This is a genomic window from Microbacterium sp. STRO-1N (assembly GCF_057748015.1).
The window spans coordinates 25,083-41,264 of record NZ_CM173234.1 but is presented as its reverse complement, the minus strand read 5'-3'; the positions used below and the strand labels follow the sequence as shown (position 1 = coordinate 41,264).

14 protein-coding genes are annotated in these 16,182 nt (G+C 68.2%); 6 read left to right on the top strand and 8 right to left on the bottom strand.

Features of this window, described 5'->3' with window-relative positions; genetic code table 11:
* The first annotated feature begins 17 nt into the window (after nt 1-17).
* From AC3ANJ_RS00180 to AC3ANJ_RS00170, 3 genes are all read left to right on the top strand, one after another.
* Complete coding sequence (locus AC3ANJ_RS00180; RefSeq protein WP_488317665.1) at nt 18-2,645, top strand: xyloglucanase; 2,628 nt, start codon at nt 18-20, stop codon at nt 2,643-2,645.
* A gap of 147 nt (nt 2,646-2,792) precedes the next feature.
* Entirely contained in the window at nt 2,793-3,143 is a 351-nt protein-coding gene (locus AC3ANJ_RS00175; RefSeq protein WP_406247965.1) for a PadR family transcriptional regulator, read from the top strand.
* Nucleotides 3,143-4,153 carry a hypothetical protein gene (locus tag AC3ANJ_RS00170; protein WP_488317664.1) on the top strand — a complete coding sequence of 337 codons (1,011 nt, stop codon included), beginning with the start codon at nt 3,143-3,145 and terminating at the stop codon, nt 4,151-4,153. Before AC3ANJ_RS00175 ends, AC3ANJ_RS00170 begins: the two co-directional genes overlap by 1 nt.
* Nucleotides 4,154-4,347: 194 nt before the next feature.
* Here AC3ANJ_RS00170 and AC3ANJ_RS00165 read toward each other — a convergent pair whose 3' ends face one another.
* Genes AC3ANJ_RS00165 through AC3ANJ_RS00155 form a run of 3 tightly spaced genes read right to left on the bottom strand, consistent with a single transcriptional unit; the run spans nt 4,348 to nt 7,572 of the window.
* The gene (locus tag AC3ANJ_RS00165) at nt 4,348-5,682 is read right to left on the bottom strand and encodes an ABC transporter substrate-binding protein (RefSeq protein WP_488317663.1); all 1,335 of its coding nucleotides are present in this window, start codon (nt 5,680-5,682) and stop codon (nt 4,348-4,350) included.
* A gap of 20 nt (nt 5,683-5,702) precedes the next feature.
* A complete protein-coding gene (locus AC3ANJ_RS00160) occupies nt 5,703-6,620 on the bottom strand; it encodes a carbohydrate ABC transporter permease (protein ID WP_488317662.1) in 918 nt (305 codons plus the stop codon).
* A 16-nt stretch (nt 6,621-6,636) separates the two neighbouring features.
* Nucleotides 6,637-7,572, bottom strand: coding sequence for a carbohydrate ABC transporter permease (locus AC3ANJ_RS00155; RefSeq protein WP_406247972.1), 936 nt, complete (start codon nt 7,570-7,572; stop codon nt 6,637-6,639).
* Nucleotides 7,573-7,716: 144 nt separating this feature from the next.
* Here AC3ANJ_RS00155 and AC3ANJ_RS00150 point away from each other — a divergent pair, with 144 nt between their 5' ends.
* Complete coding sequence (locus AC3ANJ_RS00150; protein WP_488317661.1) at nt 7,717-8,958, top strand: Gfo/Idh/MocA family protein; 1,242 nt, start codon at nt 7,717-7,719, stop codon at nt 8,956-8,958.
* Nucleotides 8,959-8,967: 9 nt separating this feature from the next.
* Nucleotides 8,968-9,972 carry a LacI family DNA-binding transcriptional regulator gene (locus tag AC3ANJ_RS00145; RefSeq protein ID WP_488317660.1) on the top strand — a complete coding sequence of 335 codons (1,005 nt, stop codon included), beginning with the start codon at nt 8,968-8,970 and terminating at the stop codon, nt 9,970-9,972.
* A gap of 12 nt (nt 9,973-9,984) precedes the next feature.
* Here the strand turns inward: AC3ANJ_RS00145 and AC3ANJ_RS00140 are convergent, their stop codons facing one another.
* A complete protein-coding gene (locus tag AC3ANJ_RS00140; RefSeq protein ID WP_488317659.1) occupies nt 9,985-11,412 on the bottom strand; it encodes a CCA tRNA nucleotidyltransferase in 1,428 nt (475 codons plus the stop codon).
* 76 nt (nt 11,413-11,488) lie between these two features.
* Here AC3ANJ_RS00140 and AC3ANJ_RS00135 point away from each other — a divergent pair, with 76 nt between their 5' ends.
* A complete protein-coding gene (locus AC3ANJ_RS00135; protein WP_488317658.1) occupies nt 11,489-12,730 on the top strand; it encodes an FAD-dependent oxidoreductase in 1,242 nt (413 codons plus the stop codon).
* On the opposite strand, the gene AC3ANJ_RS00130 is transcribed toward AC3ANJ_RS00135, so the two are convergent.
* From AC3ANJ_RS00130 to AC3ANJ_RS00115, 4 genes are read right to left on the bottom strand one after another with little or no spacing between them, the layout of a single operon-like run.
* Nucleotides 12,727-13,041: a hypothetical protein gene (locus AC3ANJ_RS00130; protein ID WP_488317657.1), complete on the bottom strand. Its 315-nt coding sequence runs from the start codon at nt 13,039-13,041 to the stop codon at nt 12,727-12,729. The genes AC3ANJ_RS00135 and AC3ANJ_RS00130 overlap by 4 nt on opposite strands.
* Before the next feature lie 21 nt (nt 13,042-13,062).
* On the bottom strand, nt 13,063-13,506 hold the full coding sequence (locus AC3ANJ_RS00125; protein WP_488317656.1) for a GNAT family N-acetyltransferase: 444 nt from the start codon (nt 13,504-13,506) through the stop codon (nt 13,063-13,065).
* Nucleotides 13,507-13,536: 30 nt separating this feature from the next.
* Nucleotides 13,537-14,592 (bottom strand): LLM class flavin-dependent oxidoreductase, encoded by a 1,056-nt coding sequence (locus AC3ANJ_RS00120; protein ID WP_488317655.1) that lies wholly within the window; start codon nt 14,590-14,592, stop codon nt 13,537-13,539.
* A 29-nt stretch (nt 14,593-14,621) separates the two neighbouring features.
* Nucleotides 14,622-16,151, bottom strand: a complete 1,530-nt coding sequence (locus AC3ANJ_RS00115; RefSeq protein ID WP_488317654.1) for a DUF7059 domain-containing protein — start codon at nt 16,149-16,151, stop codon at nt 14,622-14,624.
* Nucleotides 16,152-16,182: the final 31 nt, after the last annotated feature.

The following is a 16,182-nucleotide window of genomic DNA, read 5'->3' as shown; positions in this document are numbered from 1 at the left end:
CGACAGGAGTGTTTCCCGTGAGATTCAGACGTTCCGCGCTCGGAGTCATCATCACCGCCGGATGCCTGGTGCCGCTCGTCCTCGCCGCTCCGGCGGCGCAGGCAGCAGGATCGGATGCCGCGGCATCCGACTACACCTGGTCGAATGCCGCCATCACCGGCGGCGGCTACGTCCCAGGCATCATCTACAGCCAGACCGAACCGGGACTGGTGTACGCCCGCACGGACATCGGCGGCGCGTACCGGCTCGGCCGAGACACCGACACCTGGGTTCCGCTGCTCGATCACATCGGATGGGACGACTGGAATCGCCTCGGCGTGCTCAGTCTCGCCACCGACCCTGTCGAGCCGAATCGCGTGTATGTCGCGACCGGCATGTACACGAACGACTGGGACCCGAACAACGGCGCGATCCTCAGATCGGACGACTACGGCGACACCTGGGAGGCGACCCCGCTGCCGTTCAAGGTCGGCGGGAACATGCCCGGTCGCGGCATCGGGGAGCGCCTGCAGGTCGACCCGAGCGACAACGACGTGCTCTACTACGGGGCCGAGCAGGGTCAGGGACTCTGGCGGTCGACGGATGCCGGGGTGAGCTTCGAGAAGGTGGACGCGTTCCCCAACGCCGGCGACTTCGTCCCGGAGCCCGGCTCAGAGAACTCGTACCTCACCTCGAACCTCGGCGTGCTCTGGACCGCGTTCGACACGGCATCCACGGCCGAAGGCGAGCCGACCGAGACCGTCTTCACAGCCGTCGCCGACACCGACGACATCCTCTACCGCTCGGACGACGCGGGTGCGACGTGGCAGCCCGTCGCCGGTGCGCCGGCGGGGTTCCTGCCGCACCACGGCGTCGTCGACGAGGCGAGCCGTTCGCTGTACATCACCACGAGCAACACGTCCGGACCGTACGACGGATCGGACGGCGAGGTCTGGCGCTACGGCATCGACGACGGATCCTGGACGAACATCACGCCCGCACAGCGCCCGGTCGGCGGCGACTTCGGCTTCGGTGGTCTGACGATCGACCGCAACGATCCGGACACGATCATGGTCGCCACGCAGATCCAGTGGTGGCCCGACATCCTGATCTTCCGTTCCACCGATCGGGGTGCGACGTGGACGCCGATCTGGGACTACGCGTACGGCGACGACGGCTCGGCGACCATGACGCGCCGCTACGAGCAGTCGATCGACGACGTGCCCTGGCTGTCGTTCGGCAAAGACGTCGGTGAGCCGGTCGCGTGGGCGGAGCCGACGCCGAAGCTCGGGTGGATGACATCCGCGCTCGAGATCGACCCGTTCGATTCCGACGAGCTGATGTACGGCACCGGCGCGACGATCTATCGCAGCGAGGACCTCACCGCGTGGGATCAGCCGGGCGGCGTGATCCATATCACTCCAGAGGCATATGGCATCGAGGAGACCGCCATTCAGGAGTTCGTCGCGCCTGCGGGCGAAGTCGATCTGGTGTCGGCGATGCTCGATCTGGGCGGTTTCGTGCACGACGACATCGCGACGGTGCCGCAGAGCTTCCGCGACCCGTACTTCGGCGGCGGCACGAGTGTCGACCTCGCCGGGCGCGCCTCGAACGTCATCGTGCGCGCCGGCATCGATGGCGGCGGTGCGCACGTCGTCGCATCCTCGAGTGACAGCGGCATGACTTGGACAACATCCCCGGCCGCGGATGGCGCGACGGGCCCCGGTACCGTCACGGTCAACGCCGACGGCTCGGCGATCGTCTGGGCGCCGGCCGGTGCTGCGCCACGCGTCTCGACCGACGGCGGCGCGACGTGGACGGAATCGACCGGTCTGCCGGCCGGGGCGCGCGTGGAGAGCGATCGGGTCTCGCCTGCTCGCGTGTACGCCTTCGTCGGCGGAACCTTCTTCCGCTCAGAGGATGCCGGGGCGAGCTTCCAGGCGGTGAGCGAGGCTACGTTGCCCGTCGAGGGTCCGGTGCGCTTCCAGGCCATGCCCGGCGCGATCGGCGACGTGTGGCTGGCCGGCGGCGAAGACGACGGCGCCTACGGGCTGTGGCGATCACAGGACGGCGGAACCACCTGGGCCGCGATACCCGGCTTCGACGAGGCGGACACGATCGGATTCGGCACGGCGGCCCCGGGCGCCACGACACCCGCGATCTACACCGCCGCCTCTCGCGACGGTCAGCGCGGCGTGTACCGCTCGATCGACGGCGGTGCGAACTGGCAGCGCATCAACGACGACGCCAACGAGTGGGGGTGGATCGGCGCGGACATCACCGGAGACCCGGACGAGTTCGGCCGCGTGTACATCGCGACGAACGGCCGCGGCATCATCGTCGGCGACGACGACGGGGCATCGGCCGAGACGCCGGCGGAGTGGTCGGCACGGACGACGTACGACGAAGCGGATGCCGTGACGTTCGACGGTTCCGTCTGGGTCGCGTCGTGGTGGACCCGCGGTCAGGAACCCGGATCGAAGAAGAACGGCGCCTGGCAGGAGATCTCGGCGGATGCCTCCGGCATCGCGATCTGGACGCCAAGTCGCGTGTTCGACACGGGGGACATCGTCGGTTTCGGCGACGACCTCTGGCGCGCGAAGTGGTGGACCCGCGACGAGGAGCCGGGATCGAAGAAGAACGGCGCCTGGGAGCAGATCGGCTAGCCCCGGCATCCTGATCCCGAGCCCCTGCAGACCGGGCGGTTCCGCAGGGGCTCTGTCGTGCAGCTGATGCGACACACGCGGACGACAATCGCGTTTCCCGCACTACTGTGCATTGCGTGGTAGCGTGCATTGCGACAGAGGAGTTCGATGGATACCACGCAGTTGCTCAAGGGCGTTCTGGACGTCGCCGTCCTCGCGGTCCTGCGTCAGGAGGACGGGTACGGGTACGACATCGTCCGTCGCCTGCGCGAGGCCGGGCTCGGCGATGTCGGCGACGCGTCCGTCTACGGAACGCTTCGCCGCCTGTACGCGGCAGGATCGCTGTCCAGCTACGTCGTCCCGTCGGACGGCGGTCCGCATCGCAAGTACTACGCGATCAACCCTCAGGGGCGCGCCTCCCTGGATGAGCAGCACGCCACCTGGTCCGAGTTCTCCGCCGCCATGAGCGGACTGCTCGATTCTTCTCCCACAGCATCCCCTTCGATCGGAGCCGAGTGATGAACACCATCGACGCATCGCTGGACGAGCGCATCCGCGCCTTCGCGGCAGCCGTCCGCGGCCATCTGGACGACCTCCCCGGCGAGGATGCCGAGGACATCACGGTCGGGCTCGTCGCCGACCTCACCGAGAAGGCGGTGGACAACGACGGAGCGATCGACCTCAACGACCCGGCAGGCTACGCCGAGGAGCTGCGGGGTGCTGCCGGCCTTCCGCCGCGATCCGACAAGAAGGTACGCCAGCCCCTCGGCACCCGGGTGCGCTCCCGCCTCGGAGCCCTCGCGACCGACATCCGCTCGAGTCGGTTCGGTGCCTGGATGCTGGATCTGCTCATCGCCCTGCGCCCGGTGTGGTGGGTGCTGCGGGCTGCGGCGATCTACGGCGTCCTGCTGGCCATCACCGGGCAGGGCTACGGAAGCTACTGGCCGAGGAGCCTCCCCGGCTGGGGGCTGCTCGCAGCCCTGACGCTCGTCAGCGTGCAGTGGGGACGCGGCAGGTGGCTGCCGAAGAACGCGCTGCGCCACATGCGCACGATCGTGAGCATCGTCGCCGCAGTGGCGCTGCCGTTCGTCTTCGTCTGGATGGTCAGCACGCAGACCGAGTACATCGACGAGGGGTACTACCCGCCGAGCGGGTTGCTGCTCGACGGCGTGCAGGTGGGCAACATCTTCGTGTACGACGCCGAAGGGAAGCCGCTTCAAGATGTCCAGCTGTTCACGGGCAAGGGCACGCCGCTGAACCTGCACGGGCCTGACACCGGCGACTACGGATGGCAGGACGACCGCCCCGAGGTCACGGTTCCTCTGCACGACTTCCGCGGTCAGCCGATCTGGAACGTGTATCCGCTGCAGGAGGCGCAGCTGACCGATATGGGCGAACTCGACGAGGACTCCGTCGGGCCGGCGCCGGCGCCGTTCGGTCAGGCCACAGCGATCGAGTCCGGCGATCCGACGCCCACGCCGACGCCTCCTGGTCCGACGCCCGAGCCGACGACAACGCCGGCGCCCTGACCCCGGGAGCACACCATGGACGAGCACATCTTCCGCCCGCAGGCGGTCTCGGATGCCGAGGAGGGCATCGTCACGATCGGCGTCGACATCACGGCCTGGCTGGATGCTGCCGCCAGCGCGACCCGACCGTGATGAGCTCCTTCGAGATCGTCGTCCCGCAGCACCGCTCGTGAAGCGGCGCTGCGGGAGCAGCGTCAGTCGTCCGCGGCATCCTCGAACAGCCGGTTCACCTGCGTGTTCGCGTCTGTCAGGGAGCCGGCATCCGCTTGTCCAGTGAGCACCGAGTCCATGGCGGGCTTCATGATCGCATCGATCTGCGCCGCATTCGCCGTGATCGGGAACAGGAACGTGGTTCCGTCCGTGACGTGCTCGGTGAACGCCGAGACGTCCAGGCCGCGCTCCTCGTAGGCGGCGACGGCGCGCTCGGCCGACGAGAGGATGGCCGGGAACACGACGCCCTGGTCGCCGATGACGTCCTGGCAGGCCGGTGACCCGAGGTACTCGACCCACTTCTTCGACCCTTCGAGATTGTCGGTTCCCACCCAGATCGAGTCGGCGAGGCCGTTGAACATCGATGCGCGTTCGCCCTCGGGCCCGATCGGCGTCGGCGCGATGCCGAGGTCGATGTCGTCGTAGCTCGCGTACTGACCGATCATCCACGATCCGTGCGAGTTGATCGCCGCCTTCCCGGCGCCGAAGTTGTCGGGCATCGAGGCACCGACGGTCGTCTCCAGACGCGGTATGTACCCCTTGTCGATGAGGCCGGCCCACCACGCGATCGCGCTCTGGAACCGCTCGTCGTCGTAGTTGTAGTGGTCGCCCCACGGGTTCTCGTTGGTGTGCGTCCATCCGGTCGTGCCGGTGAACCAGCTCCACTCGGCCTGGCCCATCCCGGACCCGGAGTTCGCCAGCCCCATGCCGTACACCTCGACGTCGTTCTTGTCGAAGCCCTCCTCGTCCCCGCGGACGCCCGCCGAGTCGATCGTGAGTTGCGCGATGACGTCCTCGAGAGTTCCGCCGTCCTCGGCGTTCCAGGTGAGCTCCGCCATCTCGTCCTCGCTGATGCCGGCATCCGAGAGCATGTCCCGGTTGTAGAACAGAGCGATGGTGTCCCAGTCCTTCGGAACGCCGTACCGCTGGCCGTCCTGCCCGACCCAGAGGTCGGCGAGACCGTCCGCGTATCGATCGAAATCGACCTCCGTGTCGTCGAGCGGCACGAGCTGCTCGAAGCGCAGGTAGTCCGGGTACTTCGAGAGGTGGTTGGTGAAGACATCGGGCGCGTTCTCGGCGACCATGCCGTTGGTGAGCTTGCCCCAGTAGTCGTCCCACCCGAGCTGGGTGACCTTCACCGTGAGGTCCGGGTTCGCGGCGTTGAAGTCCGCAGCGCACTGCCGATAGCCGGGCAGCTGATTCGCGTCCCACAGCCAGTAGTCGATGGTGTTCGGGTCGTCTCCGCCGGCGCAGCCGCCGAGCGCCGCGACCGAAAGCACGGCGACAGTGCCGGCGGCGATCTTCTTCATGCGGCTCATTGTCCGATGTCCCTTCATGATCACTTCAGCCCGCTGAAGCCGATGGAGTTGACGATCCGCTTGCCGAACACCGCGAACAGGATCAGCACGGGCACGGCCGAGACGAGGGTCGCCGCCATCAGGCCCGACCAGTCCGGAGCGCCCTGCGGCGACTGGGATTTGAACGTGCCGAGCCCGACCGTGAGCACGCGGGTGCTCTCGTCCGACACGAGCAGCGGCCAGAAGTACTCGTTCCACTGCCCCATGAACGTCAGCAGCGCCAGCGTGGCGAGCGGCGCCGCGGCGTTGGGCAGCACGACCTGCGTGAAGATGCGCCACTGGGATGCGCCGTCGATCATCGCCGCCTCTTCGACCTCGCGCGACATGTTCAGGAAGAACTGCCGCATGAAGAAGATCGCGAACGGCGTCATGAAGATGTACGGCAGGATCATCCCGAACATGGTCCCGAGCAGACCGAGGTTCTTGATCAGCAGGAAGTTCGGCAGCGCCGTGAAGATCGGCGGCACCAGCACGGTCGCGAGGAACAGCCCGAACACGAGGTCGCGGTGCTTCCAGCGCAGCCGTGCGAACGCGTACGCCGCCATCGAGCTGAAGAACACCGCCCCCACCGTGGTCAGCGTGGCGAAGATCGTGGAGTTCAGCAGGTACTGCCAGAAGTTGATCTCTGCTCCCGATCCTCCCTGTGCGAGCGCCTCCTCGGTCGACTGCAGTCCGAACACTCGCGCAAAGGCGCCGAGGTTGAATTCGACGGGCAGCAGACTCGACGAATTGGCGGCGAGCGCACTGTTCATCGAGAGCGAGGTGCGCAGCACCCAATAGAACGGCAGGATGCTGATCGCGATCGCGATGCCCAGGCAGATCCAGCCGAAGACGGCTCCCCAGGTCACGCGCCGGCGGATGCGGCGCCCCTGGGTGACGATGGTCGTGGTCGTGGTCATGGCCTCTTCCTTTCGCTTACGCCAGGTCGGATTCGTTGCCGCGGAGGAGCTTCATCTGCACGAAGGCGACGATGGCCAGGATGATGAACAGGATCATCGCCAGAGCGGAGGCGTAGCCGAACTCGAGCTGCGTGAACGCCTTCTGGAAGATGTAGTACTGGATCACCCGGCTCGCGTTGACCGGTCCGCCCTGCGTGGTGACGGCGACGGTGTCGAAGACCTGGAAGGATCCGGTCACCGTGAGCACGAGCACCAGCGCGATCACCGGCCGCAGCAGCGGCAGGGTGATGCGTCCGAACGTCTGGAACGGGTTCGCGCCGTCCAGCTTCGCGGCCTCGTACACCGTGCCGGGGATCGCCTGGAGCCCCGCGAAGAGCAGCAGGGCGGTGTAGCCCATATGCCGCCAGGTGTTGATCAGCGCCTGCGTCGGGATGGCCCATTCGGCGCTGCCGAAGAACGCGACGCGGGGCAGACCCAGCCACTCGATGATGTTGTTCACGATGCCGAGCTGGTAATCCAGCATCCAGAACCACAGCAGCGCGGCGATGACGTTCGCCATGAGATACGGCATCAGCAGCATCCCTCGTACCGCCGTCGAGCGGGCGACGTGCTGCATGAGCAGTGCCAGCCCGAGGGCGATGGCCGTCTGAAGCACGATGTTGATGACGACGTATTGAACCGTGACGCCGAGCGCGTTCCAGAACAGCGGGTCCTGGGCGAGGCGCTCGTAGTTCGCGGTACCGACCCAGGTCGGGTCGTCCAGCACGCTGTACTCCGTGAAGCTGAGGTACAGCCCGCGGATGGTCGGCACGAAGTAGAACAGGATCAGGCCGATGAGCGCCGGGGCGATGAACAGCAGGGCGATCTTGATGTCGCTGCGCGTTCTTCGCGTTCTGACTCCCCCGTCACGCGTCGCTCCGCGACGCCCGAGGACGATCGTGCTCGTTGTCATCTTCACACTCCGTCGTTATGCGATGATCAGGATGACCGCGAAGTTACACGAGTCACTTGGATGACACAAGGGTGACTTCTGAACTGTTTTTCCGCAGAAGAGAAGGTGTTGACTCGTGTAACCAATCGTGGCAGACTCTCGCGCATGACACACCAGACCTTCTCCCTCGGCATCGTGGGCGCAGGGCAGTTCGCGGGCCAGTTCGCGAAGCTCTTCAACGCGCACCCCTTCGTCTCCTCGGTCGTCGTGACCGATGTCCTGCCCGAACGCGCGACCGAACTCGCCGAGCGCGAGCACCTCGCCGGCACGGCCCGGAGCTTCGACGATCTGCTCGCCTCCGACGTCGACGCCGTCGCGATCTTCACGCAGCGCTGGACGCACGGCCCGCTGGTGGTGCGGGCGCTGCGCGCAGGCAAGCACGTGTACTCCGCGGTCCCGATGGCGATCAGCGAGGAGGAGATCGCGGCGATCATCGAGGCTGTGCGCGAGACGGGCCTCACCTACATGATGGGCGAGACCAGCTACTACAACCCGGCCACCGTGTACGCGCGGGGTCGCAAAGCCGACGGAGCGTTCGGCCGCATCTTCTACGCCGAGGGCGACTATGTGCACGACATGGACCTCGGCTTCTACGCCGCGTACCAGTACAGCGGCGGCGAGGAATGGAAGAGCACGGCCAGCTACCCGCCGATGCTCTACCCGACGCACTCTGTCGGCGGCGTGATCGGGGCCATCGGCTCGCACGCCGTGAGCGTGAGCTGCATCGGCGTGCGCGACGACCGCGGCGACGGCGTGTTCGACCGTGAGGTCAGCATGTTCGACAACGACTTCTCGAATGCCACGGCCCTGTTCGAACTCGCCGGTGGCGGCAGCATGCGCATCAACGAGTTCCGTCGCGTGGGCTATCCCTCTCACCTGCGCGAGTCCCGGTTCCGCTACTTCGGCACCGAGGGCAGCTTCGAGCAGCTCGTCGCGAACGCCGTCTGGCAGGACAAGGAGGGCTACGAAGACGTCTCCGAGCTTCTCGAGACCAAGCCGTCGATGTCCGCCGACGACCCGTCGCTCGCCGGCGTCGATCCTGCGCTGCGCGACGCATTCATCTCGGGACTGGCTCCCGTGCACGACGCGTCACGGCTGCCGGAATCGCTCAAGCGCCTGCCGAGCGGGCACGAGGGCAGTCACCACTTCCTGGTGGACGACTTCGCCACGGCGGTCACCACGCGCACCCTGCCGCCGGTGAACGCGTGGGAGGCCGCGCGCTACACGCTGCCCGGCATCATCGCCCATCGCTCAGCCCTCCGCGGTGGCGAGCGCTTGACGATCCCGGACTTCGGCGATGCGCCCGCACGGCTCGAGGCGCGAGAGACGCAGACCGCGCGCGGCTAGGATGGCGCCGTGTCCCGCTCCTCTTCCTCCTCTCAGAGCCGGGCTACCCGAAACGACGTCGCGAAGCTCGCCGGGGTCAGCCCTGCGGTGGTCAGCTACGTCGTCAACGGAACCAAGCGCGTCGGCGAGGACACGGAGCAGCGGGTGCGGGATGCCGTGGCGAAGCTCGGGTATCGGGCGAATCCATCCGCCCGCGCGCTTCGGCTCGGCTCGACGGAGATGCTCGGCATCGTCACGCCGACCACCACCAATCCGTACTTCGCGCAGCTCGCGCACGAGGTCGAGGCCGCAGCGGCCAAGCGCGGATACATGGTCATCACCTCCAGCTCGGACTCCTCCATCGCCACGGAGCGCGTCCAGCTGGAGCAGTTGGCCGGGCGCCTCGTCGACGGCATCTTCCTGTGCAGCACGGTGTTCGAGCCCGACCTGCGCAACCTCGATATCGCCGGCATCCCGATCGTGCTGCTGAACAACAGCGCGGGGGTGCCGACCCGCGACTCGGTGGGCGTCGATCTGCTGCACGGCGCCCACCTCGCGGTCGAGCATCTGGCGTGGCACGGCTATCAGGACATCGGCATCGTCATCGGCGGCACGACGGGCGATGAGGAGGACGGTCGTGAGACCGGGTGGCGCGAGAGCCTCGAGCGCCTCGGATTGGCGCCCGGTCCCATCGCGAGAGGGTGGTTCACCCCGGACGGCGGGTACGAGGCGATGAGTCGGCTGATCCGCTCGGATGCCGTGCCACGGGCGCTCTTCGTGAGCTCCGACCAGATGGGCCGAGGCGTGCTGAAGGCGGCCCACGAAGCAGGCCTGCGCGTGCCGGAGGACGTCGCCATCGTCTCCTTCGACGGGTCGCTCGACGCCGCCTACAGCTGGCCGACGCTCACGACCGTCGCGCAGCCGCTGGCCGAGATGGCCGAGGCGGCCGTCGAAGCACTCGTCGGCCCGCCGCATGAGCGGGTGCACATGGTCGTCGACGCGCACCTCGTCATCGGCCGCTCCTGCGGCTGCTGAGACCCTGCGGGCTCAGCTGCGGCTCGCCCACCAGTCGCGCAGGCGCTGCTCCGCGGCATCCGGACCCAGTACGCCCTCGTCGAGGCGCAGCTCGAGCAGGAACCGGTAGGCCTCTCCGACCTCGCGCCCTGGCGCGATGCCCAGGATCTCCTGGATCTGATTGCCGTCGAGCTCGGGGCGGATCGCGTCCAGCTCCTCCTGCTCTCGGAGCGTCGCGATACGGGATTCGATGTCGTCGTACGCGGTCGCGAGGCGCGCGGCCTTGCGGCGATTGCGCGTCGTGACGTCGGCGCGGGTGAGGATGTGCAGACGGTCCAGCAGTTCGCCGGCGTCGCGCACGTAACGGCGCACCGCGCTGTCGGTCCAGGTGCCCTCGGCGTACCCGAAGAAGCGCAGGTGCAGCTCGATGAGCCTCGCCACGGCATCCGTCGTCTCGCCGTCGAAGCGCAGGGACTGCAGGCGCTTGCGCGCCATGCGCGAGCCCACCACGTCGTGGTGGTGGAACGTGACCGCTCCGCCCGGCTCGAGCTTGCGGGTGCGCGGCTTGCCGATGTCGTGCAGCAGAGCCGCGATGCGCAGCGCGACATCCGGTTCGGCTCCCGGATGCCGGGCGTGCTCGAGCTCGATCGCCTGCTGCAGCACCGTCAGCGAGTGCTCGTAGACGTCCTTGTGGTGGTGGTGCTCGTCGACCTCGAGCCGCAGGGCGCTCACCTCGGGCAGGAACTCCTCGATGAGACCGGTGTCGACCAGGACCCGGATGCCGCGGACGGGGTCCTCGGTCTGCATGAGGCGGATCAGTTCACCCTGGATGCGCTCGGGGCTCACGATCTTCAGCGTCTCGCGGAGCTCGGCGATGGCGTCCTGCGTCGCGTCGTCGATCGCGAAGCCGAGCTGGGCGCTGAAGCGCGCTGCCCGCAGCATCCGCAGCGGATCGTCGCCGAAGCTGACGGTCGGGTCCGTCGGGGTGCGCAGGATGCCGGCGACGAGGTCCTCCACACCGCCGGTCGGGTCGACGAGCTTGACCGCCGGCACCTGCAGCGCCATCGCGTTGACGGTGAAGTCGCGGCGGACGAGGTCGCCGTCGATCGTGTCGCCGAACTCGACGGTCGGCTTGCGGGTGACGCCGTCGTAGCTGTCCGCGCGGTAGGTGGTGATCTCGACCTGCTCGCCCTGAACTCGGGCGCCGATCGTGCCGAACGCGCGCCCGATATCCCAGTGCGCTGTTGCGATGGGCTTGACGATCGCGAGGATCTCGTCGGGCGACGCATTGGTCGTGAAGTCGAGGTCGTGCGTCCGGCGACCGATCAGCGCGTCGCGCACCGGGCCGCCGACGACGGCGAGTTCGAAGTCCTGCGCGGCGAACGCGTCGGCGAGGGTGCGGACGACCGGGTCTGCGGCGAGCGCGCCGAGTCGAGCGAGGCCATCGGCCATGTTGAGCATGATCTCCAGGGTACCGGGCGCCCCGCCGCCTCCGAACGGGTGCCGCAGTAGCGTGGAGGCACGCCCGAGGAGGATCATGCTCGACGCCACACCACTCGACACTCAGCTCGCTGCCCAGGCCGACGATCGTCTGCGGGTCCTCGTCGTCGGCGCCGGCATGGCAGGGCTCACGATCGCGCAGATGCTGCGTCACGACGGGCTGCATCCGGTGCTGATCGATCGGATGCCGCGGATGGACCACCCCGGCTACATGCTCGCCCTCATGCCGCTCGTGGATCAGGTGTTCATCGATCTCGGCATCCGCGAGCAGTACCGCGCGGCGAGCACTCCGCTGCGGCGGTACGGGTTCCGCTCGCACCGCGGACGTCCGGTGCGCGAGGACTCGCTCAGCGAGCTGCTGAGCATCTACGGCGACTACAACGGCATCGGCCGCCGCGAGCTGGTCGAGGTGCTGACGACGAACGGCTGCGCGGTCACGTTCGACACGACGGTTGGATCATTGCGGCCCGTCGTCGGCGGCGTCACGCGAGTCTCGTTCGTCGATCATGCCGGCACGGACGCTGGTTCCGGCGATTTCGACCTCGTCGTCGGCGCCGACGGCCTGCACTCCCGGATGCGGGAGCTCATGACGCTCGCCCCGCCCGAGGTCGTCGACACCGGCTGGTCGGGTTGGATCGCGTGGGCGGACGCCGGGGACGAGATCGACCTGGGCGAAGAGCTGTGGGGCGACGGATTCTTCCTGGGCACCTACCCCGTCAAGGGGAAGACGGGCGTGTTCCTGGGTGGCCCGATCGCGGACCTTGAAGTCGGGCCTAAGGCATTCGCGACATCCGTGCGTTCGCGCATGGTCAGCGGGCATCCGCGCATCGAGTCGGCGATCGCCGCGGTCGCCGCCGACCCCGACCCGTACCTGTGGCACCTCGAGGACGTCCGCACGGCGCACTGGGTGCTGCCCACCGGCATCCTGATCGGCGATGCCGCCGCCGGGTTCCTCCCGACGGCCGGCATCGGCGCCGGTATGGCCATGGAATCGGCCTGGATGCTGTCACGGATGCTGCGGCACGCCGACCGTTCTTCGCTCGCACGGATCCTCGCGGCGTGGGAGCGCGTCGAGCGCCCGCGCGTGGAGTCGGCGCAGTCGAACTCCCGGATGCTGGCGAAGCTGATGTTCCGGCGCGGTCGCGTGATCGCGTTGCTTCGAGAGACGATCATGCGGATGCTCAGCGTGCGGTCGGCGCTCGGTCCGATCGTGAAACTCGTCGCCTCGCGTCCAGACCCGGACGCAGTGGCGCAGGGGGCGATCGCAGCGAGGTCTTAGCCGGCGTTGTTCGGGTCGCCTTGTGCGGGCCCCGGCGGCACACCGAGATCGCGCAGCTCCTGCGTGTGCCGGCGCATCATCGAAAGCAGCGACGAGCTCAACACGATGCCGCCGATGACCGCGATGGCCACGAGCAGCCAGATCCCCTGATCGGGGTCGACGACCTCGAAGCCGTAGACGAGGATCACGGCAGCGAGCAGCGCGAGTCCCTCGATGAGTGCGAACGCGATGAAGAACCGCGTCTGCCGCCGGCGCTGCTCACCGCGCAGCGCCACGACACGAGGGTCGTCGTATCCACCGTCGAAAGTCATGCCGTCAGAGTAGCGCTCGGTTCACGGCATCCGGATCTGGTAGTGGATGAAACCGCTGCGGTCGGCGACCCGGTCGTAGAGCCGGCGGGCGGTCTCGTTGCTCTCGTCCGTCAGCCAATAGACCTTGGCGCTGCCGTTCTGCTCTGCCCACGCCCTGACGTGCTCGATGAGCGCCTCGCCGGCTCCGGCGCCGCGGGCATCCGGCGAGACGAAGAGGTCCTCGAGGTAGCAGTAGTCGGATGTCGTCCAGGTCGCCGGATGCGTCAGCCAGTGCACGATCCCGAGCGCGCGACCGTCACCGTCGCGGGCGATGGCGCCGTGCAGCTCGGCATCCGCGGTGAGCCGGTCGAAGGTCGCGTCCGTCGTCGCCTGGTCGAGTGTGGACTCGTAGAAGGCCAGATAGCCGTTCCAGAGCGCAAGCCAGTCGGCGCGGTCCTGCGGCTGAAGCGGGGTGATCGTGACCATCCGCCTACGCTATCGCGGGGTCGGCAGGGCTCAGACGGCGTCGCCCTGCACCGGACCCTCCGTGTTGGGCTTCCACCCGAGCGCGGGGGCGACGTGCTCGGCGAACGCCTGCAGAACGTGCAGGTTGTAGTCCGGTCCGAGCTGGTTCGGGATCGTGAGCATGAGCGTGTCAGCGGCCATCACGGCCTCGTCCTGCTTCAACTGCGAGATCAGCACGTCCGGTTCGGCCGCGTATGTCTTGCCGAACGTCGAGCGCATCCCGTCGATGATGCCGATCTGGTCGTCGCCGTCCTCGCTGCGCAGTCCGAAGTACGCCCGGTCCATGTCGCTGACCAGCGGGAAGACGCTGCGGCTCACTGACACCCGAGGAGCGCCGGTGTGACCGGCATCCTTGTAGGCGGCGCGGAAGAGATCGATCTGCTCGCGCTGGAGCTCGTGGAACGGCTGCCCCGTGGCCTCGGTGAGCAGGGTCGAGCTCATCATGTTGAGGCCCTTGCGTCCGGTGTCCTCCGCCGTCGCGCGCGACCCCGCACCCCACCAGATGTGGTCGCGCAGGGTCGGCGAGTGCGGTTCGACGTGCAGGTACTGCCCCGGCCCGACCATGCGCGGGTCGCCCGGGGCGATCCGCTCGCCGTCGATCGCCCGCAGGAACAGGTCGAACTTCTCCCGAGCCAGGATGCTGCCGCGCTCGGGGTCTTCGCCATCGACGTATCCGAATGTCTCGTAGCCGCGCAGTGCGGTCTCGGGTGAACCACGGCTCACACCGAGCGCGATGCGTCCGTCGGCGATGTAATCCAGGGCCGCGGCCTCCTCGGCGAACTGGAACGGGTTCTCGTAGCGCATGTCGATCACGCCGGTGCCGACCTCGATGCGCTTCGTGCGCGCGGCCATGGCGCTCAGCAGCGGCATGGGGGACGCCGCCTGTCGCGCCCAGTGGTGCACGCGCAAGTAAGCGCCGTTCACGCCGATCTCATCGGCGCCCTCGGCGATCTCGATGGTCTGGCGCAGCATGTCGCCGGCCGTGCGCGTCGACGAACCGGGGACGTCGGCGTAGTGCCCGAACGAGAGGAATCCGAAAGCCTTCATGATTCATTCGAACGCATGAACCGCGGTGGCTATTCCGCCAGTGGCGCCGGTGCCAGGAACCCGTCGAGGATCAGTTGGCGGATGCGCGGCTCCAGGTCGGTCCAGAGCTCGGGCAGCGGCACTTCGAACAGGTCCGCAAGAGCCCCGACGATCTGCGCCACGGTGAGATCGCCGTCGCACGCGCCGACGAATGCGGCGAGCGCTGGGTCCACCGGGATGGTCCGCCCGAATCCGCCGCCCTGACGCAGTTCGATGACGCTGGGGTCGTCGTTCCCAGGCATCAGGTGACGCGCCTCGGTGACGTCGCCGGCGACGAAGAGCGTCTGCGGGATGCCGCCGGCGATCGCATCGTGGGCCGCGAGTCCTCCCTGCAGCGCGCGCCCTGGCTGCGACAGCGGCTGCGTGATCCGCTCGAACCGGCGCAGCGTCCCGGCATCCGCCCTCCCACGGCGGATCAGCACGTACCCGAATCCGATCGCGGTGACCTCCCGCGCGGCGAAGTCGTCGAGCCAGGCCTCAAGCAACGGGGTGAATCCGGCGTCCCTCGGCGTCGTGCCGCCGTCGCGGATCCACAGTTCGGCGTAGGCCAGCGGCGACAGCTCCTCGCGCTCGATCACCCAGGCATCCAGATCCTCCGGGATCCAGGAACGCAGCCGGTCGAGCCCTGCGGAACCGCCGCGAGACTCCCAGTTGCCGAGCAGCTGCGCGATCCCGCCCGGGGTCAGATGATCCGGCACGGTCCGCAGGAACTGCTCGACGAGCGCGTCGCCGATCAGCCCGCCGTCGCGATATTCGTACGCCGGGACGTCGCCGCCGCGGGGGGTGATGACGAACGGCGGATTCGAGACGACGAGGTCGAATGCCTCGCCGGCGACCGGTTCGAACATGCTGCCGTGACGGAACTCAATGTTCGTCACTCCGTTGAGCAGCGCATTGAGCTCGCCGAACGCGAGTGCGCGCTCCGAGATATCGGTCGCGACGACCGCACCCGCGTGACGCGACACCAGCAGGGCCTGGATGCCGCAGCCGGTGCCGAGGTCCAGCGCACGATTCACCGGCTGAGGGATGACAAGCTCGGCGAGCGTCCGGGAAGCGCCACCGACCCCGAGGACGTGGTCCGCCGGCAGTGCGGAGCCCCGCGCCACCTCGTCGAGGTCGCTCGCGATCCACCACTCCCCGACCCCGTCGACGTCGACGAAGGACTGCGGTCGCAGCAGCGCCGTCGGACGGATGACGGATGCCGCAGCATCCGTGCTTCCCAGCCCGAGGGCGACCAGACCGTCGACTCCCGCTCGCGGCAGCGCTGCGGCCACGGCATCCTCCGGCTGCGGGATGCCGAGCACGAAGAATCGCCCCAGGGTGGCGAGCGCGGAGGAGTCCCCGTCGATCGCCCGCAGGATCGGCGTGCGCATTCCGCGGCCGAGCGCGTCGTCCGCCACCTCTCCCCACAGCCGCCGGAGCGGCTCGGAACGGAGGTCGGCGGCATCCAGATCGGCGGCGAGGGCCGAGACGCGCAGGGGATCCGGGACGATGGCAGGGGTGTCGGACACGGCCGTCACTCTACGCGCCTTCAGCCTTCGGATCAGCGCC